We start from the raw sequence: 14,656 nt of genomic DNA on the forward strand, positions 1-14,656 counted from the left end.
GGTCCGACGAGGCCCCGGGACCCGCGAACTCCCGCGAACTCCCGGGACCCCGGGCTCCTCACCCCCGCGTCGACGCCGCGAGGCGGCTCGCCAGGTCCTCCACGTAGGCGTGGAGGGCGGCGGGGCCGTGGATCGTGAAGGGGGCGTCCACCAGGGCCAGGCGGAGGGCCAGCCACTCGACCGAGTCCGTCGCACGGGTGCGGAGACGGCAGGTGGCGGGCCCCGTCGCTGTGGGCACCAGGTGGGAGGGGAGGCGCGCGGTGACGAAGTCGGCCGGGGCCTCGAAGGACACGTCCAGGTCCACTTCGGACTGGGCGCGGGACATGGAGCGCAGCAGGAGCTGCGCCGCGTCACCGGCGGGCAGCTCGCGCGGGGTGAAGCGGGCCCCGGTGGCGAGCGGTTCGCTCACCCGGTCCACCCGGAAGGTGCGCCAGTCCTCGCGCCCGAGGTCGTACGCCACGAGGTACCAGCGGTGGCCGGTGGAGACCAGCCGGTAGGGCTCGACCAGGCGTTTCGTCTCCGCGCCGTCGCCCGCCCGGTAGCCGAAGCGGAGCTTCTCCCGGCCGGTGACCGTGCCGGCGAGGGCGGTGAGCGTGGCCGGGGCGACCGTGGCCCCGTCGCCGCGCGTCAGCGGGATCGTGGCGTTCTGGAGGGTGGAGACCCGGTGCCTGAGGCGCGCGGGCAGGACCTGTTCCAGCTTCGCCAGGGCTCGTACGGACGCCTCCTCCACGCCCTCGATCGCGTGCCCGGCCCCGGCCCGCAGGCCGACCGCGATGGCGACGGCCTCCTCGTCGTCGAGCAGGAGCGGCGGCATGGCGCTGCCCGCGACGAGCCGGTAGCCGCCGACCGCGCCGAGTGTCGCCTCCACGGGGTAGCCGAGGTCACGGAGCCGGTCGATGTCCCGGCGGATGGTGCGCGGGGAGACCGAGAGCCGTTCCGCGAGTTCGCTTCCGGGCCACTCGCGCGGGGTCTGGAGGAGCGAGAGCAGATTCAGGAGTCGTGCCGGGGTGTCCGTCATGTCTTCCAGGATGCGGCCGATCTAGGTCACGAGCTGGCCTAGATGACTTCTATCTTCTTCGTATGAGTTCACACGACGCCGTCACGGACGCGGCCCCCACCGACACGAGCGGCAAGCGACGCTGGATCGCCCTCGCCATCGTCATGACCGCGGCCTTCATGGACCTGGTCGACGCCACGATCGTCAACATCGCGATCCCCAGCATCGAGCGGGACCTCGGCGCCACCTTCGGGGCCATCCAGTGGATCACCGCCGGGTACGCCCTGGCTTTCGCGGCGGGCCTGATCACCGGCGGACGGCTCGGTGACATCTACGGGCGCAAGCGCCTCTTCCTCCTGGGCACGGCGGGCTTCACCGTCGCGTCCGCGCTCTGCGGCTTCGCCGCCAACCCGGAGATGCTGGTCGCCTCCCGGCTCCTCCAGGGCGCGGCGGCCGCGATGATGGTGCCGCAGGTCCTGTCGATCATCCACGTCACCTTCCCGGCGCACGAGCGCGGCAAGGTCTTCGGGATGTTCGGCGCGATCATCGGCCTGGGCGCGGTTTCGGGACCGCTGCTCGGCGCGCTGCTCACGCAGTGGAACATCGCGGGCCTCGAGTGGCGGCCGATCTTCCTCATCAACCTGCCGGTCGGCATCGCGGGTCTGCTCCTCGGCCGGAAGTTCATCACCGAGTCGAAGGCGCCGAAGGCGCTCCGCCTCGACATGGTCGGCGTGCTCCTGGTGACGGGCGCGCTGCTGATGCTGATCTACCCGCTGACGCGCGGTCGTGAGCTGGACTGGCCGCTGTGGGGCCACCTGATGATGGCCGGCAGCCTGGTCGTCTTCGGCGCCTTCGTCGCGTACGAGAAGTACAAGACGAAGAAGGACGGGTCGCCGCTCGTCGAGCTCTCGCTGTTCAAGGTGAAGAGCTTCGCGGCGGGCATCGCGGTGCAGCTCACGTTCGGTGTCGTGATGGGCATCTTCTTCCTGGTGTGGACGCTGTACATGCAGATCGGGCTCGGCTGGACCGCGCTGAAGGCGGGCCTGACCGGGGTGCCGTTCTCGATCGCGGTGTCGGTGGCCGCGGGGATGTCGGTGCAGAAGCTGGTGCCGCGCTTCGGCCGGAAGGTGCTCCAGGCGGGCGCCCTGACGATGGTCGCGGGCGTTCTGCTCTACCTCTTCGAGGCCGGGCGATACGGGACCGGGATCACGTCCTGGCAGATGATCCCGCCGCTGGTGGTCATGGGCCTGGGCATGGGTCTGATCGTGGCGCCGCTGACGGACGCGGTCCTCTCGGACGTGCCCAAGGAGCACGCGGGTTCGGCCTCCGGTCTGATCAACACGACGGGCCAGATGGGCAACGCGCTCGGGCTCGGCCTGGTGTCGGTGGTCTTCTTCGGCGTGATCGACGGCAAGCCCGCCCCGAAGTCCCCGGCCGAGGCGGGGGCGGCGTTCACGGACGCCTTCCAGAACGCGATGGGCTGGGTCGCGGGCGTGCTCGCCCTGATCTTCCTGGTGATGTTCGCCCTGCCGGCGAAGCCGAAGCAGCACCTGGAGGGCGGCGGCGACGACGAGGGTGACGCCGGCGTCGTGGTCGAGAAGGAGCCGGTGCTGACGCACTGAGGTCCGCCGACGACAGGGCCGAAGCCGACGGTAGGGCCGAAGGGCCTTGAACGGTCCGAGGCCATGAACGGTCCGAAGTCTTGAACGGTCCGAAGCCTTGAACGGTCCGAAGGGCCCTGGTCGCGGGAGGATTCCCGTGACCAGGGCCCTTCGGCATGGCCGGATCAGCCCGTCAGGGGCGTGCCGCCTCCGGCAGGGCGAGGTTCCGCGCCGCACCGGAAGGCAACGCGCGCGTGAACTTGTTCGCGCGGAGGGCCAGCGGGGTGGGCGTCGACTGCTGGAACCAGCCCTCGTCCCAGACGAAGGTGTTGCTCATGAGGTCGCCGTGCGTCTGCCAGACCTGGCCGCCGGTCGTGACGACCTTGACGAAAGCGTCGCTGCCCCTGGCCTCGATGGCGATGGCGCAGACGCCCGTCGGGTAGTTGGCGTTCGCGGGGTCCGTCATGGTGGCGACGGCGTTGGTGAGGTCCTGCCAGGCGATCGTCCCGCCCAGCACGCTCGCCTTCCCGACGAAGGCCTTGCCGCCGGTGAGCACCGCCTGGAAGTCCTCGTTGTTCGAGTGGCTGAACGCGTCGATGTCGGAGCAGGGGCCGGTGGCTCCGGTGGCGCCCGTGGCTCCCGTGGCTCCCGTGGCTCCTGTGACACCCGCGGCACCTGTGGCGCCGACGGGCCCCGTGGGCCCGGTCGCGCCGGTCGCTCCCGTGGCGCCCGTCGCTCCGGTCGCGCCCGTGGCGCCGGTCGGCCCGGTCGCTCCCGTGGGACCGGTCGGACCGGTCGGACCGGTCGCCCCGGTCGCACCCGTAGCGCCCGTGTCGCCCGTCGGGCCTTCGGGACCGGGCGGTCCGGTCGGGCCTGTCGGGCCTGTCGGACCCACCGGGCACTCGTCCCCGCCGGCCGGTTCCGCGGGCAGGGTCCGGTACCGCGGGCCCTCGACCAGGGGCCTGATCCGCTCGTCCAGGAACGCCTGGAGGTCACCGGTCGGCGCCGACCCGTCCTGGCCCATGTGACGCGGGCCGTTCTGGTGCTCCCACGGCGGCGGCCCGTCCGGGTGGTGCGGCGGCGGGCCGTCCGGGTGGTGCGGGGGCGGGCCGTCCGGGTGGTGCGGCGGCCGCTCCTCGCAGTGGTCGCCCGTGGACGGCCCCGCGATCGTCGTACGGGGGGCGTCCTCCCACGTGCCGGCCACCGCCGGTGACGCGAAGCCCGTGAGCACGAGGGTGAGCGAGGCGGCGGCGCCGCCGCCGAGCCATGAGCGACGTCGGGGCAGGGGACCGAGCTTGGACCGGGTCCTGGCATCAGGACGCATGCATGCTCCTTCCTCCACCGGCTTCATGGCCGGTGTGAGCGAGATCGAGAGGGGAGCGATGAGCGCTCCCACAATCGGATCATCGGATCGCGCAGGCCCGGTCTTGACGGTCTCGCGGCACTCTCAACGCCATGGCCTATCGCGGACAACCGAATGGCTGCGTACGCCACGGCGAACTTCGGACGGCCCGACGGCGCGCCGCCCGACCGCGTCGGCGGGCCCTCCGTAGGGTCGCCCCCCGATCGCTCCACCCACCCGCTCCTCGCGCCCCCACCGGAAGTGGTGTTGCCGTGCAGCCGTCCATCTGCCTGTGCATGATCGTCAAGAACGAGGCCGCCGTCATCGAGCGCTGCCTCGCCTCCGTCCGCGGTCTCGTGGACACCTGGGTCATCTCCGACACCGGGTCCACCGACGGCACCCAGGAGCTGATCCGGACCGCCCTCGCCGGCATCCCCGGCGAACTGCGCGAGGAACCGTGGGTGAACTTCGGCCACAACCGCAGCCTGAACATCGCGCACGCCCGCGGCCGGGCCGAGCACCTGCTGCTCCTCGACGCCGACCACGTCCTCCGGCAGGAGGGCCCGCTGCCCGCGCTGACCGCCGACGCGTACATGCTCCGCCACGAGGGCGCCCTCCAATACCGCATCAAACGCCTGGTCAGGGGCGACCTGCCCTGGCGGTACGAGGGCGTCACCCATGAGTACCTGACGGCCGACCGGGACCACGTCCAGGAGAACCTGGACGCCCTCGTCATCGAGGACTACGCCGACGGGGGCTCCCGGCACGACAAGTTCGAGCGCGACGCCCGGCTCCTGGGCGCCGAGCTCGACCGGGACCCGACCAACCCCCGCACGGTCTTCTACCTCGCGCAGACCCTGCGCGACATGGGCCGCCGCGACGAGGCCGTCGCCCTCTACGAGCGGCGCGCGGCCATGGGCGGCTGGGGCGAGGAGGTCTACTACGCGCTGCTCCAGTCCGGTGTCCTGCGCGCCGAGGCCGGTGACTGGCCCGCCGCCATGGACGCCCTCTCCCGCGCCTGGGAGTCACGGCCGGGGCGCCTCGAAGCCTGCTACGAGCTGGTGGCGCGGCTGAGGAAGCTGGGCCGCTACCGGGCCGCCCACGCGATCGTCTGTGCCGTCCTGGACCGGGAGCACCCCGACGACCTCCTCTTCACCCAGCCGTGGGTGTACCAGTGGGGGCTGCTCTTCGAGTACTCGATCACCGCGTACTGGGTGGGCGACCACGCCGCGTCGCTGGCCGCCTGCGACCGGCTGCTCGCCCTGCCCGACCTGCCCGAGACGTACCGCGAACAGACCCGCGCCAACCGCGGGTTCGCCGCCGACCGCCTCGCCGAGGGCGCCGTCCCCACACCGGTCTGACCCCGGGAGGCGGACCGGTACGGGGACGCGCGCCCCACCACGCACGCGCGCGGGCTGCCGGCGGCCACGGCCGTGCGCGAGGGGTGTCAGCGGACCCGGGAGCGGGACTCCATCGCGGCGCGGGCGACGCTCTCGGACTCGTACACCTCGCACATGTGCCGGCCGTCCGGCGTCGACGTGTGCTCCACCTCCCAGAGGCTGACCTCGCTGCCGTCGAGCAGCAGGAACTGGTGCTCGTAGAGCGTGAAGCCGGCGTCCCGGCCACCCTCCGTGGGGCCATGGCGTCCGAAGGCCTGGGTGATGTGGTGGGCGAAGGCCAGCCGGAGCCGGCGGGCCGTCCGCTCGCCCGGCCGGTCCGCGTTCTCCGCGCGCCGCAGGACGCGGCGCGCGTGGTCGGCGGAGTCGTCCGGCACGTACATCCGGGGCTGGGCGGGTATCGGGCGGGCGCGCAGGGCGCCGAAGAGCGCCATGTCGTCGTCCTCGGTCCCGTCGAGGGCGCTGCCGTCGGAACGCTCCGCGCTCCAGCCGGGCAGCGACCCGGACGGGAGGCGGGAGGCGGCGAGCCGGGCCTCCGCCTCCTCGGCGTACAGCTCGTGCTGCTCGGCGCCGTCCCGGCCGGCGTTGTGCGTGAGCTCCCAGAGGGAGAGCGCGCTGCCGTCGCTGAGCAGATACGTGTGGCGGTAGGTGGAGCGGTGCAGCGACGCGCTGTGGTGCGAGGAGTGCAGCGCGCTGGAGTGGGCGAGCGCCGTGCCGAGGCGCTCGACGGTCGAGTCGGGCAGGTCGAAGGAGTTGAGCGCCCGGCCGAGAAGCCGCTCGAGGTGCGTCTCGGTCGTCTCGAAGGGATCGTGAGGATCCAGCGGATCGTTCAAGAGGGTCTCCAGGCCGTCGCCGCATGTCACTTGGTGCTTGCTTAACGTAGTCCCTGGGTCTGACATCGTGTCCGGGGTTCGGGAAAACGAAGGGTGCTGGCGGGAAGTTCCCCCCAACTGCCGTCCGCTCACCGGGAGTACGGACCGGCCCCCGGACCGTACAGCTCAGCGTACGAGGGGAAGTCCCCGCCGGGCCCCCGCAGGCCGCCGGGAGCGGCGAGCACCGCCCGCACGATCGCCCGGGTCACCAGGTCCGCCCCCGCCGCCAGGATCTCGTTCAGGGCGAGCGGACCGGGCTCCTCCGGCAGTTCCCGCGCCCCGGTGGCGAGGGCGAAGACGGTGTCGCCGTCGTTCATCAGGTGTACCGGGCGCAGCGCCCGCGCGATGCCGTCGTGTGCCGTGCCCGCCACCTTCTGCGCCTGGGCCCGGGTCAGCACCGCGTCCGTCGCGACGACGGCCAGCGTGGTGTTCAGCGGGGGAGGTGCGCTCACCGCGCGCGCCTGCGCGAGACGCCGTGCCGCCGCCTCGTGCACCTCCGGGTCGGGAGGGGCCGGCGGGCCGCCGTCGGCGTGGTAACTCCCGTACAGCGCGCCCGTGGCCGGGTCGACGGCCGAGCCCACCGCGTTCACCACCACGAGGGCGCCGACCGTGATCCCCGACGCCAGGACCGTGCTCGCCGTGCCCACCCCGCCCCGGAGGCCGCCGACCACCGCGCCCGTGCCCGCGCCGACCGCGCCCGTTCCCACGCGCGCGTGGTCGCCGCTCGCGTCGGCAGCCTCGACCGCCGCCCGTCCCGTCGCCGCGTCCGGCCGGGCGGTGAAGTCGCCGCCCCTGCCCAGGTCGAAGACGCACGCGGCGGGTACCACCGGCACCACATGGGACGGATCAGGGCCCACCCGCACGCCCCGGCGCCGCTCCTCCAGCCAGGCCATCACCCCCGCGGCGGCGTCCAGACCGTACGCGCTGCCGCCGGTCAGGACGACCGCGTCGATCCGCTGGACGACGTTCCTCGGGTCCAGGGCGTCCGTCTCCCGCGTCCCCGGGCCCCCGCCCCGTACGTCCACGGCGGCGACGACCCCGCCCTCGGGCCCGAGCACCACCGTGGTGCCACTGAGCGCCCCGGCCCCGTCCACGCGCGCGTGCCCCACGCGCAGTCCGCCGACATCGGTGATCGAGTCGCGGCCGTTCGTCCCCTCGGGCTGTGTCATGTCCCCTCCCTACCACGGGCGTCGGGTGCCTACTACGGGGAACGGGTCCGGGCTCAGCCGGTCGCCGCTCCCGCGTCCGCCCTCGTGGCCGGGTTGCGGGCCGTGAGGGTCACTCCCACGGCGACCGTGGCCGCCGCGACGAGGCCGGCGGCCAGGACCGCCCAGTGACCCGCGAAGGTGCACAGCAGGATCGCGCACGCCGAGACGGGCAGGACGAGCTGCTGCGCGAGGCCGACCTTGAAGTAGCGGGCGTGCAGCAGCCACACGGACAGCAGGAAGACGGCCGACGGGATCGTCACCGACGCGGAGGCGGCGAACGTGGAGATGTGCGCCTTGCCCACCGCCTGCTCCACGGCGATCTCCAGGCCCGCGCCGACGGCGGCGGCCGACGCGAAGATCACGTAGTGGCCGTAGCCCCACAGGAAGCCCTGGCGGCTCGACGTCAGCCGGTCGTGGGCGGGGGCGACGAAGTAGATCCACCAGGCGGCGAAGACGAGCAGCAGACCGCCGGCGGCGATCGGCAGCAGTTCACCGAGGGCGTCGTTCTCGACGATGCCGGACTTGACGGCGACGGTCGCCGCCGCGACGGTCTCACCGAGGACGATGATGGTGAACAGGCCGTACCGCTCGGCGATGTGGTGCGGGTGCCAGGTACTGGGAGCGTCCTTCTCCGCGTACAGGGGTACGGCCATCTCGACCAGCGCCATCACGAGGAACACCCAGGGGCGGGCCGCCTCCGGCGCGAGGACCAGCGCGAGCCAGCCGACCTGGCAGGCGACGACTCCGCCCGCGTACCGTCGGCACATCGTCCGTTCGGCCCGGTCGGCGGCGTGGTGGGCGGCGCGCAGCCACTGGGTGGCGAGCGCGAGCCGCATGACGAGGTAGCCGAGGTAGACGACGAGGAAGTCGTGCTCCTCGAAGGCCCGCGAGACACCGGCGGCGAGGACGAGGACACCGGCGATCTGGACGAGGGTGACGATCCGGTAGAGGACGTCGTTGTTGTCGTAAGCCGAGGCGAACCAGGAGAAGTTCATCCACGCCCACCAGATGGCGAAGAAGACCATCGCGTAGTTGATGATCCCCTCACCGGTGTGGTTCTCGGCCACCGCGTGCACGAGCTGCGCCCCCGCCTGGGCGACGGCGACGACGAAGCACAGGTCGAAGAAGAGCTCCAGGGGCGTGGCGGCCCGGTGGGACTCCGTACGGGAGCGCGCGGTGAGGGGGAGGAACGGTCGTGTCATGACCCTAGCACATCAGAGCCGGAGACCCTACGGTTCACGTGGCGCGCGGTACGGCACCTGAGCGGCCCCACCTGGTGGCCACAGGCCCGCCACGCGCGCGCGTGGGCGCGCTCCCGGTCCCTCCGGCCCGCCGATGACGGGACCTGGTCCCGTCCGAGGGGCGGACCTAGGGCCGTCGGTCCGGCGACCATCGGCACTCACCTCGCCCATGGTCGTGACCTGGTGGTTCTACGCCCGCAAGGACGCCGAGGCCCCCAGCTGAACCATCCGTTCGCCCACCTCTCCCGCGCACCGAAAGGAGCCGCCCGGCGGGGCCTTTCGCATGCCGGGAAAGGGACCTAGGACCGCCGAGTGGTGACCATCGCCGAGCGGGACGACCGCTCGGAGGGCGTGCAATGGAGACAAGCGAAAAGCCGATCGAACGATGCGAAGAAGGCGGTGCGGGCGATGACTGCCACACCTGCTGAGGCAACGGTGAACGGGCGGGCCTGGAAGGGCTTCGAGGGCGGGCTCTGGCGGGACGCCGTCGACGTCCGCGACTTCATCCAGCAGAACCACACGCCGTACGAAGGCGACGACTCGTTCCTCGCGGGTCCCACCGAGCGGACCACCGCCGTGTGGAAGGCCGTCACGGACGGGCTCCCCGAGGAGCGCGCCAAGGGCGTCCACGACGTGTCGTACGACGTGCCCTCCACCATCACCGCCCACGCCCCCGGCTGGATCGACCGCGACAAGGAGCTGATCGTCGGCCTCCAGACCGACGCGCCGCTGAAGCGCGCGATCATGCCGAACGGCGGATGGCGCATGGTCGCCGGAGCCCTGGAGACCTACGGCTACCCGGTCTCCGAGGACCTGGAGAAGGTCTTCACCGAGTACCGCGAGACCCACAACGCCGGTGTCTTCGACGCGTACACCCCCGAGATCCGCGCCGCCCGCAAGGCCGGCGTCGTCACCGGCCTCCCCGACGCCTACGGCCGCGGCCGCATCATCGGCGACTACCGCCGGGTCGCCCTCTACGGCGTCGACCGCCTCATCGAGGGCGAAGCGAAGTGGCAAGCACTCGCCAAGCCGTTCACCCTGCACGACACCCCGTCCCCGAGCCCCGAGGAAGTGGCCCGGGTCCGCGAGGTCTTCCGCTCCCACGGCCTGAACGCCGTCTGAACGACGCCCCTACATCAGAGCGGTGCAAAACAGGCAAAGGGGCCCGTATAGCCTTACCGTGGCCGCGTGACCGAGCCACCGCAGACAGTCGATCCGACACCCCCGCCGGGCGACCGGGACCCCGGCGTCCCCGTCGCGGGCGACCCGGCCCAGGGGCGACCGGCAGCTGTCGGACCCCCGCCGCAGACCCCGGCCGCCGTACGCCGCCGCGCCGTCCTCGCGGGCACCGTCGTCTCCGTCCTGCTGATCCTCGCGATCGTCTTCGGCAGCCGTCTGCTCCGCGACTTCGACTCGGCCCTCCTGCCCTACGCCGTCGCCACCGTGTTCCTCGCCTTCGGCGTCGCCCACCGCTACACCGTGTGGGTCTCGGCCCCCGGCGCCCGCCGCCTCTTCAAGCAGGGCTGGCGCTCCTTCTTCTCCGTCGGGAACTTCCGCAGGGCGCCCACCGCCCTGCCCCGGATGATCGCCACCTACCTGGGCTTCCAGAAGTTCCTCGGCGCCCGCTCCCACGCCCGCTGGGCCGCCCACCAGCTCATCTTCTGGGGCTGCCTGCTCGCCGCCGCGATCACCTTCCCGCTCACCTGGGGTTGGTTCACCTTCACCTCCTCCACCGGCTCGGGCCCCGGCTACGAGATGCGGATCTGGGGACTCAAGGTCGTCGGCTTCGACGCCCTCAGCCTCCTCGGCTGGCTCATGTTCCACGGCCTCGACATCGCCGCCGTCCTCGTCATCGCAGGCGCCGCCTACTTCCTCTGGCGCCGCATGAAGGACCGCGGAGCCATGACCGGCCAGCGCTTCGCCTACGACCTGGTGCCGCTGATCGCCCTCATCGTCATCTCCGTGACCGGGCTCCTGCTCACCTTCTCGTCGATCTTCCTGCACGGCGGGGGCTACGAGTTCCTCGCGATCCTCCACATGGTGTCGGTCGTCTTCACCCTCATCTACATCCCCTTCGGGAAGTTCTTCCACATCGTGCAGCGGCCCGCCGCCGTCGGCATGCAGCTCTTCAAGTACACCTCCCGCCGCAAGGACGAGGAGGTGCTCGGCTGCCGCCGCTGCCACGAGCCCATCGACACCGCCCCGTACGTGGAGAACCTCAGGGGCACCATGCGCGACCTCGACCTCGGCTTCGACGACTGGGCCGAGTACTGCCCCCGCTGCAAGCGCGTCCTGCGCGGCACCGCCTACCTCGACCACGTGAAGAAGGGCTTCAAGTGAGCGCGACCGACCCGGCGCCCCGCCCCGCGACCGACCCCGGAACCGGCCCCGCGACCGACCCCGGGACCGGCCCCGCGACCGACCCCGGGACCGGCCCCGTGACCGACCCCGGCTCCCGACCCGCGGCCGCCCGCGGCCGGGCGACGCTGCCGCTCGACCCCTCCCTCGCCCCGCCCGGCACCCGCGCCTTCCGCGACGCCGGCGGCATCCCCGCCGACCGCTGGCACGCCGACCAGAACGGCGAGACCCTCGTCCCCACCCACTGCTGCTTCTGCGGAGTCCAGTGCGGCATGTACCTCCGGGTCGACCGCGGCGGCAAGGTCTTCGGCGTCGAACCCCGCAACCACGACATCAACCGGATGCGCCTCTGCCCCAAGGGCATCAACGCCTACCAGCAGGTCAACCACCCCGACCGGCTCACCGCGCCGCTCATGCGACGGAACCGCGACGAGGAGTTCCGCGAGGTCGGCTGGGACGAGGCACTCGACCACACCGTCGCCGAGATCCGCCGCATCCAGGGCGAGTACGGCAACGACTCCTTCGGTCTCCTCGGCGGCGCCAGCCTCTACTCCGAGAAGACCTACCTCGTCGGCAAGTTCGCCCGGGTCGCCCTCCGGACCCGGCACGTCGACTACAACGGCCGCCTCTGCATGGTCTCCGCCGCCGGAGCCAACAAACTCGCCTTCGGCATCGACCGCGCCGGCAACCCCTTCTCCGACATCCTCCTCACCGACTGCCTCCTCATCGCGGGCTCCAACGTCGGCGAGTGCTTCCCCGTGATGACCCAGTACCTGTGGGGAGCCCGCGACCGGGGCGCCACCCTGATCGTCATCGACCCCCGCGAGACCGCCGTCGCCCGTACCGCCGACATCCATGTCGCCCTCAAGCCCGGCACCGACTCCGCCTTCTTCAACGCCGTCCTGAACGTCGTCGTCGCCGAAAACCTCACCGACGAGGCGTACCTCGCCGCCCACACCACCGGCTGGGAGGAGGTGAAGAAGACCGTCGCCGACTACCCGCCCGCCCGCGCCGCCCGGATCTGCGGCGTCCCCGAGGAGCAGATCGTCCAGGTCGCCCGCACGTTCGCCGGCGCCGGCAGGGCCATGGCCTGGCACGCCCGCGGCGTCGAGCACCACTCCCAGGGCGTCGAGAACTGCCTCACCATCATCAACCTGTGCGTGGCCACCGGGAACATCGGCAGGCCCGGAGCCGGATACGGCACCATCACCGGCCAGGGCAACGGCCAGGGCGGTCGCGAGCACGGTCAGAAGTCCGACCTCCTGCCCGGCGGCCGCTCCATCACCAACCCCGAGCACCGTCGCCAGATCTGCGAGATCTGGGGCATCGCCGAGACCGAGCTGCCGCCCGCCGGGACCTCCATGATGGAGATGGTCTGGCAGATGCAGCGCAAGGAGATCCGCGGACTCGTCGGCATCTGCAACAACCCCTTCGTCTCGCTGCCCAACTACGCCACCGTCAAGGACGGTTACGACACCCTCGAGTTCCACGCCCAGTTCGACTTCTTCCTCTCCGAGACCGCGGCCAACGCGCACGTGGTCTTCCCCGTCACCGTCTGGGCCGAGGACGAAGGCGTCATGGCCAACGCCGAGGCCCGCGTCGTCAAGCACAACAAGGCCCAGGAACCGCCCGCCGGCGTCCGCACCGACACCTGGGTCATGTGCGAACTCGCCCGGCGGCTCGGCGCGGGCGACAAGTTCGACTTCCCGGACTCCCGCTCCGTCTTCGAGGAACTCCGCGTCGCCTCCGCCGGAACCGTCAACGACTACTACGGCATCACCTACGAACGCCTCGAGGAGACCGGCGGGATCTCCTGGCCCTGCCCCACCACCGAGCACCCCGGGACCCCCCGCCTCTTCGAGGACGGCCGCACGTACCACCCGGACGGCAAGGTCCATCTGCAGGTCGTCGAATGGCACCCGCCGATGGACCCGTACAGCGAGGAGTACCCCCTGTCGCTGACCACCGGCCGCACCGTCGCCCACTTCCTCTCCGGCAACCAGACCCGCCGCCTCGGCGCCCTCGTCGAACAGACCCCGCGCCCCTGGGTCGAGGTCCACCCCTCGCACGGCTTCCGCAACGGCGACCCCGTCCGCGTCGTCACCCGCCGCGGCAGCGAGGTCTTCCCGGCCCTCGTCACCGAGGCCATCCGCCCCGACACCGTCTTCGTCCCGTACCACTGGCCGGTCCCCACCGCGGCCAACGCCCTGACCATCGACGCCCTCGACCCGCGCTCCAAGATCCCGGAGTACAAGGTCTGCGCCGCCCGCATCGAGGCCGCCCCGCACATCGACGAGGTCCCCGCCCCACCGACCGCCCCCGGCCGGCGGGCCTACCCCGAGACCCAGGTCTCCCGCACCGACCCGCTGCCCCCCACCTCCCCCCAGGGCCGCGGCACCGCGGAGAGGAGCTGATCCGCCCATGATGGGCCGCACGATCTTCATCGACCCGGGCCGCTGCATCGGCTGTCAGGCCTGCGTCTCCGCCTGCCGCGAATGCGACTCGCACCGCGGCAAGTCGATGATCCACCTGGACTATCCCGACGAGGGGCGCTCCGTCGCCTCCCTTCCCACCGTCTGCATGCACTGCGAGGACCCCGTCGCCCCCTGTGCCGAGGTCTGCCCCGCCGACGCGATCCTGGTGACCGCCGACGGCGTCGTGCAGCAGGCCGACACCACCCGCTGCATCGGCTGCGCCAACTGCGTCAACGCCTGTCCCTTCGGCGTCCCCAAGATCGACCTCCAGGCGAAGCTGCAGATGAAGTGCAACCTCTGCTACGACCGCACCGCCTACGGCCTCGCCCCGATGTGCGCCACCGTCTGCCCCACCGGCGCCCTCTTCTACGGAACCCTCGACGAGCTCCGGGCCGAACGCCCCGGCGTCCAGGTGGCCGACTCCTTCACCTTCGGCACCACCACCGTCTCCACCGGAGTGGCGATGGTGGTCCCCGCCGACAAGGTCCAGTGGCCGGTCCCCGGCGGGCTTCCCGTCGTCGAGATCAATGGAAGGGATGTCCGTTGAGCGTCACCGACCCCCAGCCGCCGACCTCGGACGCCGGCGCCCTCGCCGACGCCGACGCGGCCAAGGAGGCGCTCCACGACCGGATCGCCGCCGACTCCCTCACCACCCGCCGCGACTACCTGCGGATCGTCGCGACCGTCTCCGGCGGTCTCGCCGTCGGCGGTGTCGCCGTCGCCTCCGGCATCCTCCACCGGCACGGCGACGCCGAGGGCGCGACCGAGGTCAAGAAGGTCGCCGACCGGATCGAACCGGGGGAGTCGCTCGCCTTCCGCTACCCGGGCGCCGAGGACCGGGCCATCGCCGTCCGCATGGAGGACGGCACCCTCGCCGGCTACTCCGCCGTCTGCACCCACCTCGCCTGCGCCGTGCTGTGGCGCAAGGAGCGGGGCAGTGAGGGCGAGCTGTACTGCCCCTGCCACGAGGGCATCTTCGACGCCCGTACGGGAGAGGTCGCCGCCGGCCCACCGCCGAGGGGCCTGCCGAAGGTGCTGCTCGTCGAACAGGTCGACGGCAGCGTCTGGGCGGTCGGCACCGCCCGCTCGGGGGAGAGCGCAGTCGAGGGCTTCTGCCGCCAGAACGGCGACGACCGTCCGGGCTGTCCCGGCTTCGGTGACGGAGC

10 protein-coding genes and 2 pseudogenes are annotated in these 14,656 nt (G+C 72.2%); 7 read left to right on the forward strand and 5 right to left on the reverse strand.

Annotated features, from left to right (window positions below):
* Nucleotides 1-58: 58 nt before the first annotated feature.
* A complete protein-coding gene (locus ABZ567_RS25510; protein WP_360793797.1) occupies nucleotides 59-1,018 on the reverse strand; it encodes a transcriptional regulator in 960 nt (319 codons plus the stop codon).
* Nucleotides 1,019-1,080: 62 nt separating this feature from the next.
* Between ABZ567_RS25510 and ABZ567_RS25515 the strand changes: the two genes are divergently transcribed.
* Nucleotides 1,081-2,619, forward strand: coding sequence for an MFS transporter (locus ABZ567_RS25515; RefSeq protein ID WP_360793799.1), 1,539 nt, complete (start codon nucleotides 1,081-1,083; stop codon nucleotides 2,617-2,619).
* Between the two features lie 172 nt (nucleotides 2,620-2,791).
* On the opposite strand, the gene ABZ567_RS25520 is transcribed toward ABZ567_RS25515, so the two are convergent.
* On the reverse strand, nucleotides 2,792-3,922 hold the full coding sequence (locus ABZ567_RS25520; RefSeq protein WP_360793801.1) for a hypothetical protein: 1,131 nt from the start codon (nucleotides 3,920-3,922) through the stop codon (nucleotides 2,792-2,794).
* A gap of 290 nt (nucleotides 3,923-4,212) precedes the next feature.
* On the opposite strand from ABZ567_RS25520, the gene ABZ567_RS25525 reads away from it, so the two are divergent.
* The gene (locus ABZ567_RS25525) at nucleotides 4,213-5,301 is read left to right on the forward strand and encodes a glycosyltransferase (protein WP_360793803.1); all 1,089 of its coding nucleotides are present in this window, start codon (nucleotides 4,213-4,215) and stop codon (nucleotides 5,299-5,301) included.
* Nucleotides 5,302-5,387: 86 nt separating this feature from the next.
* Here ABZ567_RS25525 and ABZ567_RS25530 read toward each other — a convergent pair whose 3' ends face one another.
* The 3 genes from ABZ567_RS25530 to ABZ567_RS25540 form a co-directional block, all read right to left on the reverse strand.
* Nucleotides 5,388-6,236, reverse strand: a complete 849-nt coding sequence (locus tag ABZ567_RS25530) for a DUF6227 family protein (protein WP_360793805.1) — start codon at nucleotides 6,234-6,236, stop codon at nucleotides 5,388-5,390.
* A 62-nt stretch (nucleotides 6,237-6,298) separates the two neighbouring features.
* Nucleotides 6,299-7,378, reverse strand: a complete 1,080-nt coding sequence (locus ABZ567_RS25535) for a P1 family peptidase (protein ID WP_360793807.1) — start codon at nucleotides 7,376-7,378, stop codon at nucleotides 6,299-6,301.
* Nucleotides 7,379-7,431: 53 nt separating this feature from the next.
* On the reverse strand, nucleotides 7,432-8,619 hold the full coding sequence (locus ABZ567_RS25540; RefSeq protein WP_360793809.1) for a low temperature requirement protein A: 1,188 nt from the start codon (nucleotides 8,617-8,619) through the stop codon (nucleotides 7,432-7,434).
* A gap of 447 nt (nucleotides 8,620-9,066) precedes the next feature.
* Between ABZ567_RS25540 and ABZ567_RS25545 the strand changes: the two are divergent.
* The 5 genes and pseudogenes from ABZ567_RS25545 to ABZ567_RS25565 form a co-directional block, all read left to right on the forward strand.
* Nucleotides 9,067-9,657: pseudogene (locus ABZ567_RS25545) on the forward strand (pyruvate formate lyase family protein); the annotation flags it as partial.
* Nucleotides 9,658-9,846: 189 nt separating this feature from the next.
* Nucleotides 9,847-10,998 (forward strand): MFS transporter, encoded by a 1,152-nt coding sequence (locus ABZ567_RS25550; protein ID WP_360793811.1) that lies wholly within the window; start codon nucleotides 9,847-9,849, stop codon nucleotides 10,996-10,998.
* Between the two features lie 146 nt (nucleotides 10,999-11,144).
* On the forward strand, nucleotides 11,145-13,430 hold the full coding sequence (locus tag ABZ567_RS25555) for a molybdopterin oxidoreductase family protein (protein ID WP_360793855.1): 2,286 nt from the start codon (nucleotides 11,145-11,147) through the stop codon (nucleotides 13,428-13,430).
* A gap of 7 nt (nucleotides 13,431-13,437) precedes the next feature.
* Nucleotides 13,438-14,037, forward strand: a complete 600-nt coding sequence (locus ABZ567_RS25560) for a 4Fe-4S dicluster domain-containing protein (protein ID WP_360793813.1) — start codon at nucleotides 13,438-13,440, stop codon at nucleotides 14,035-14,037.
* Nucleotides 14,034-14,630, forward strand: a pseudogene (locus ABZ567_RS25565) (Rieske (2Fe-2S) protein); the annotation flags it as partial. The gene ABZ567_RS25560 and the pseudogene ABZ567_RS25565, both read left to right, overlap by 4 nt.
* Between the last annotated feature and the right edge of the window lie 26 nt (nucleotides 14,631-14,656).

Origin of the sequence: Streptomyces sp. NPDC016459 (assembly GCF_040632845.1) — a bacterium.
Classification (GTDB): Bacteria; Actinomycetota; Actinomycetes; order Streptomycetales; family Streptomycetaceae; genus Streptomyces.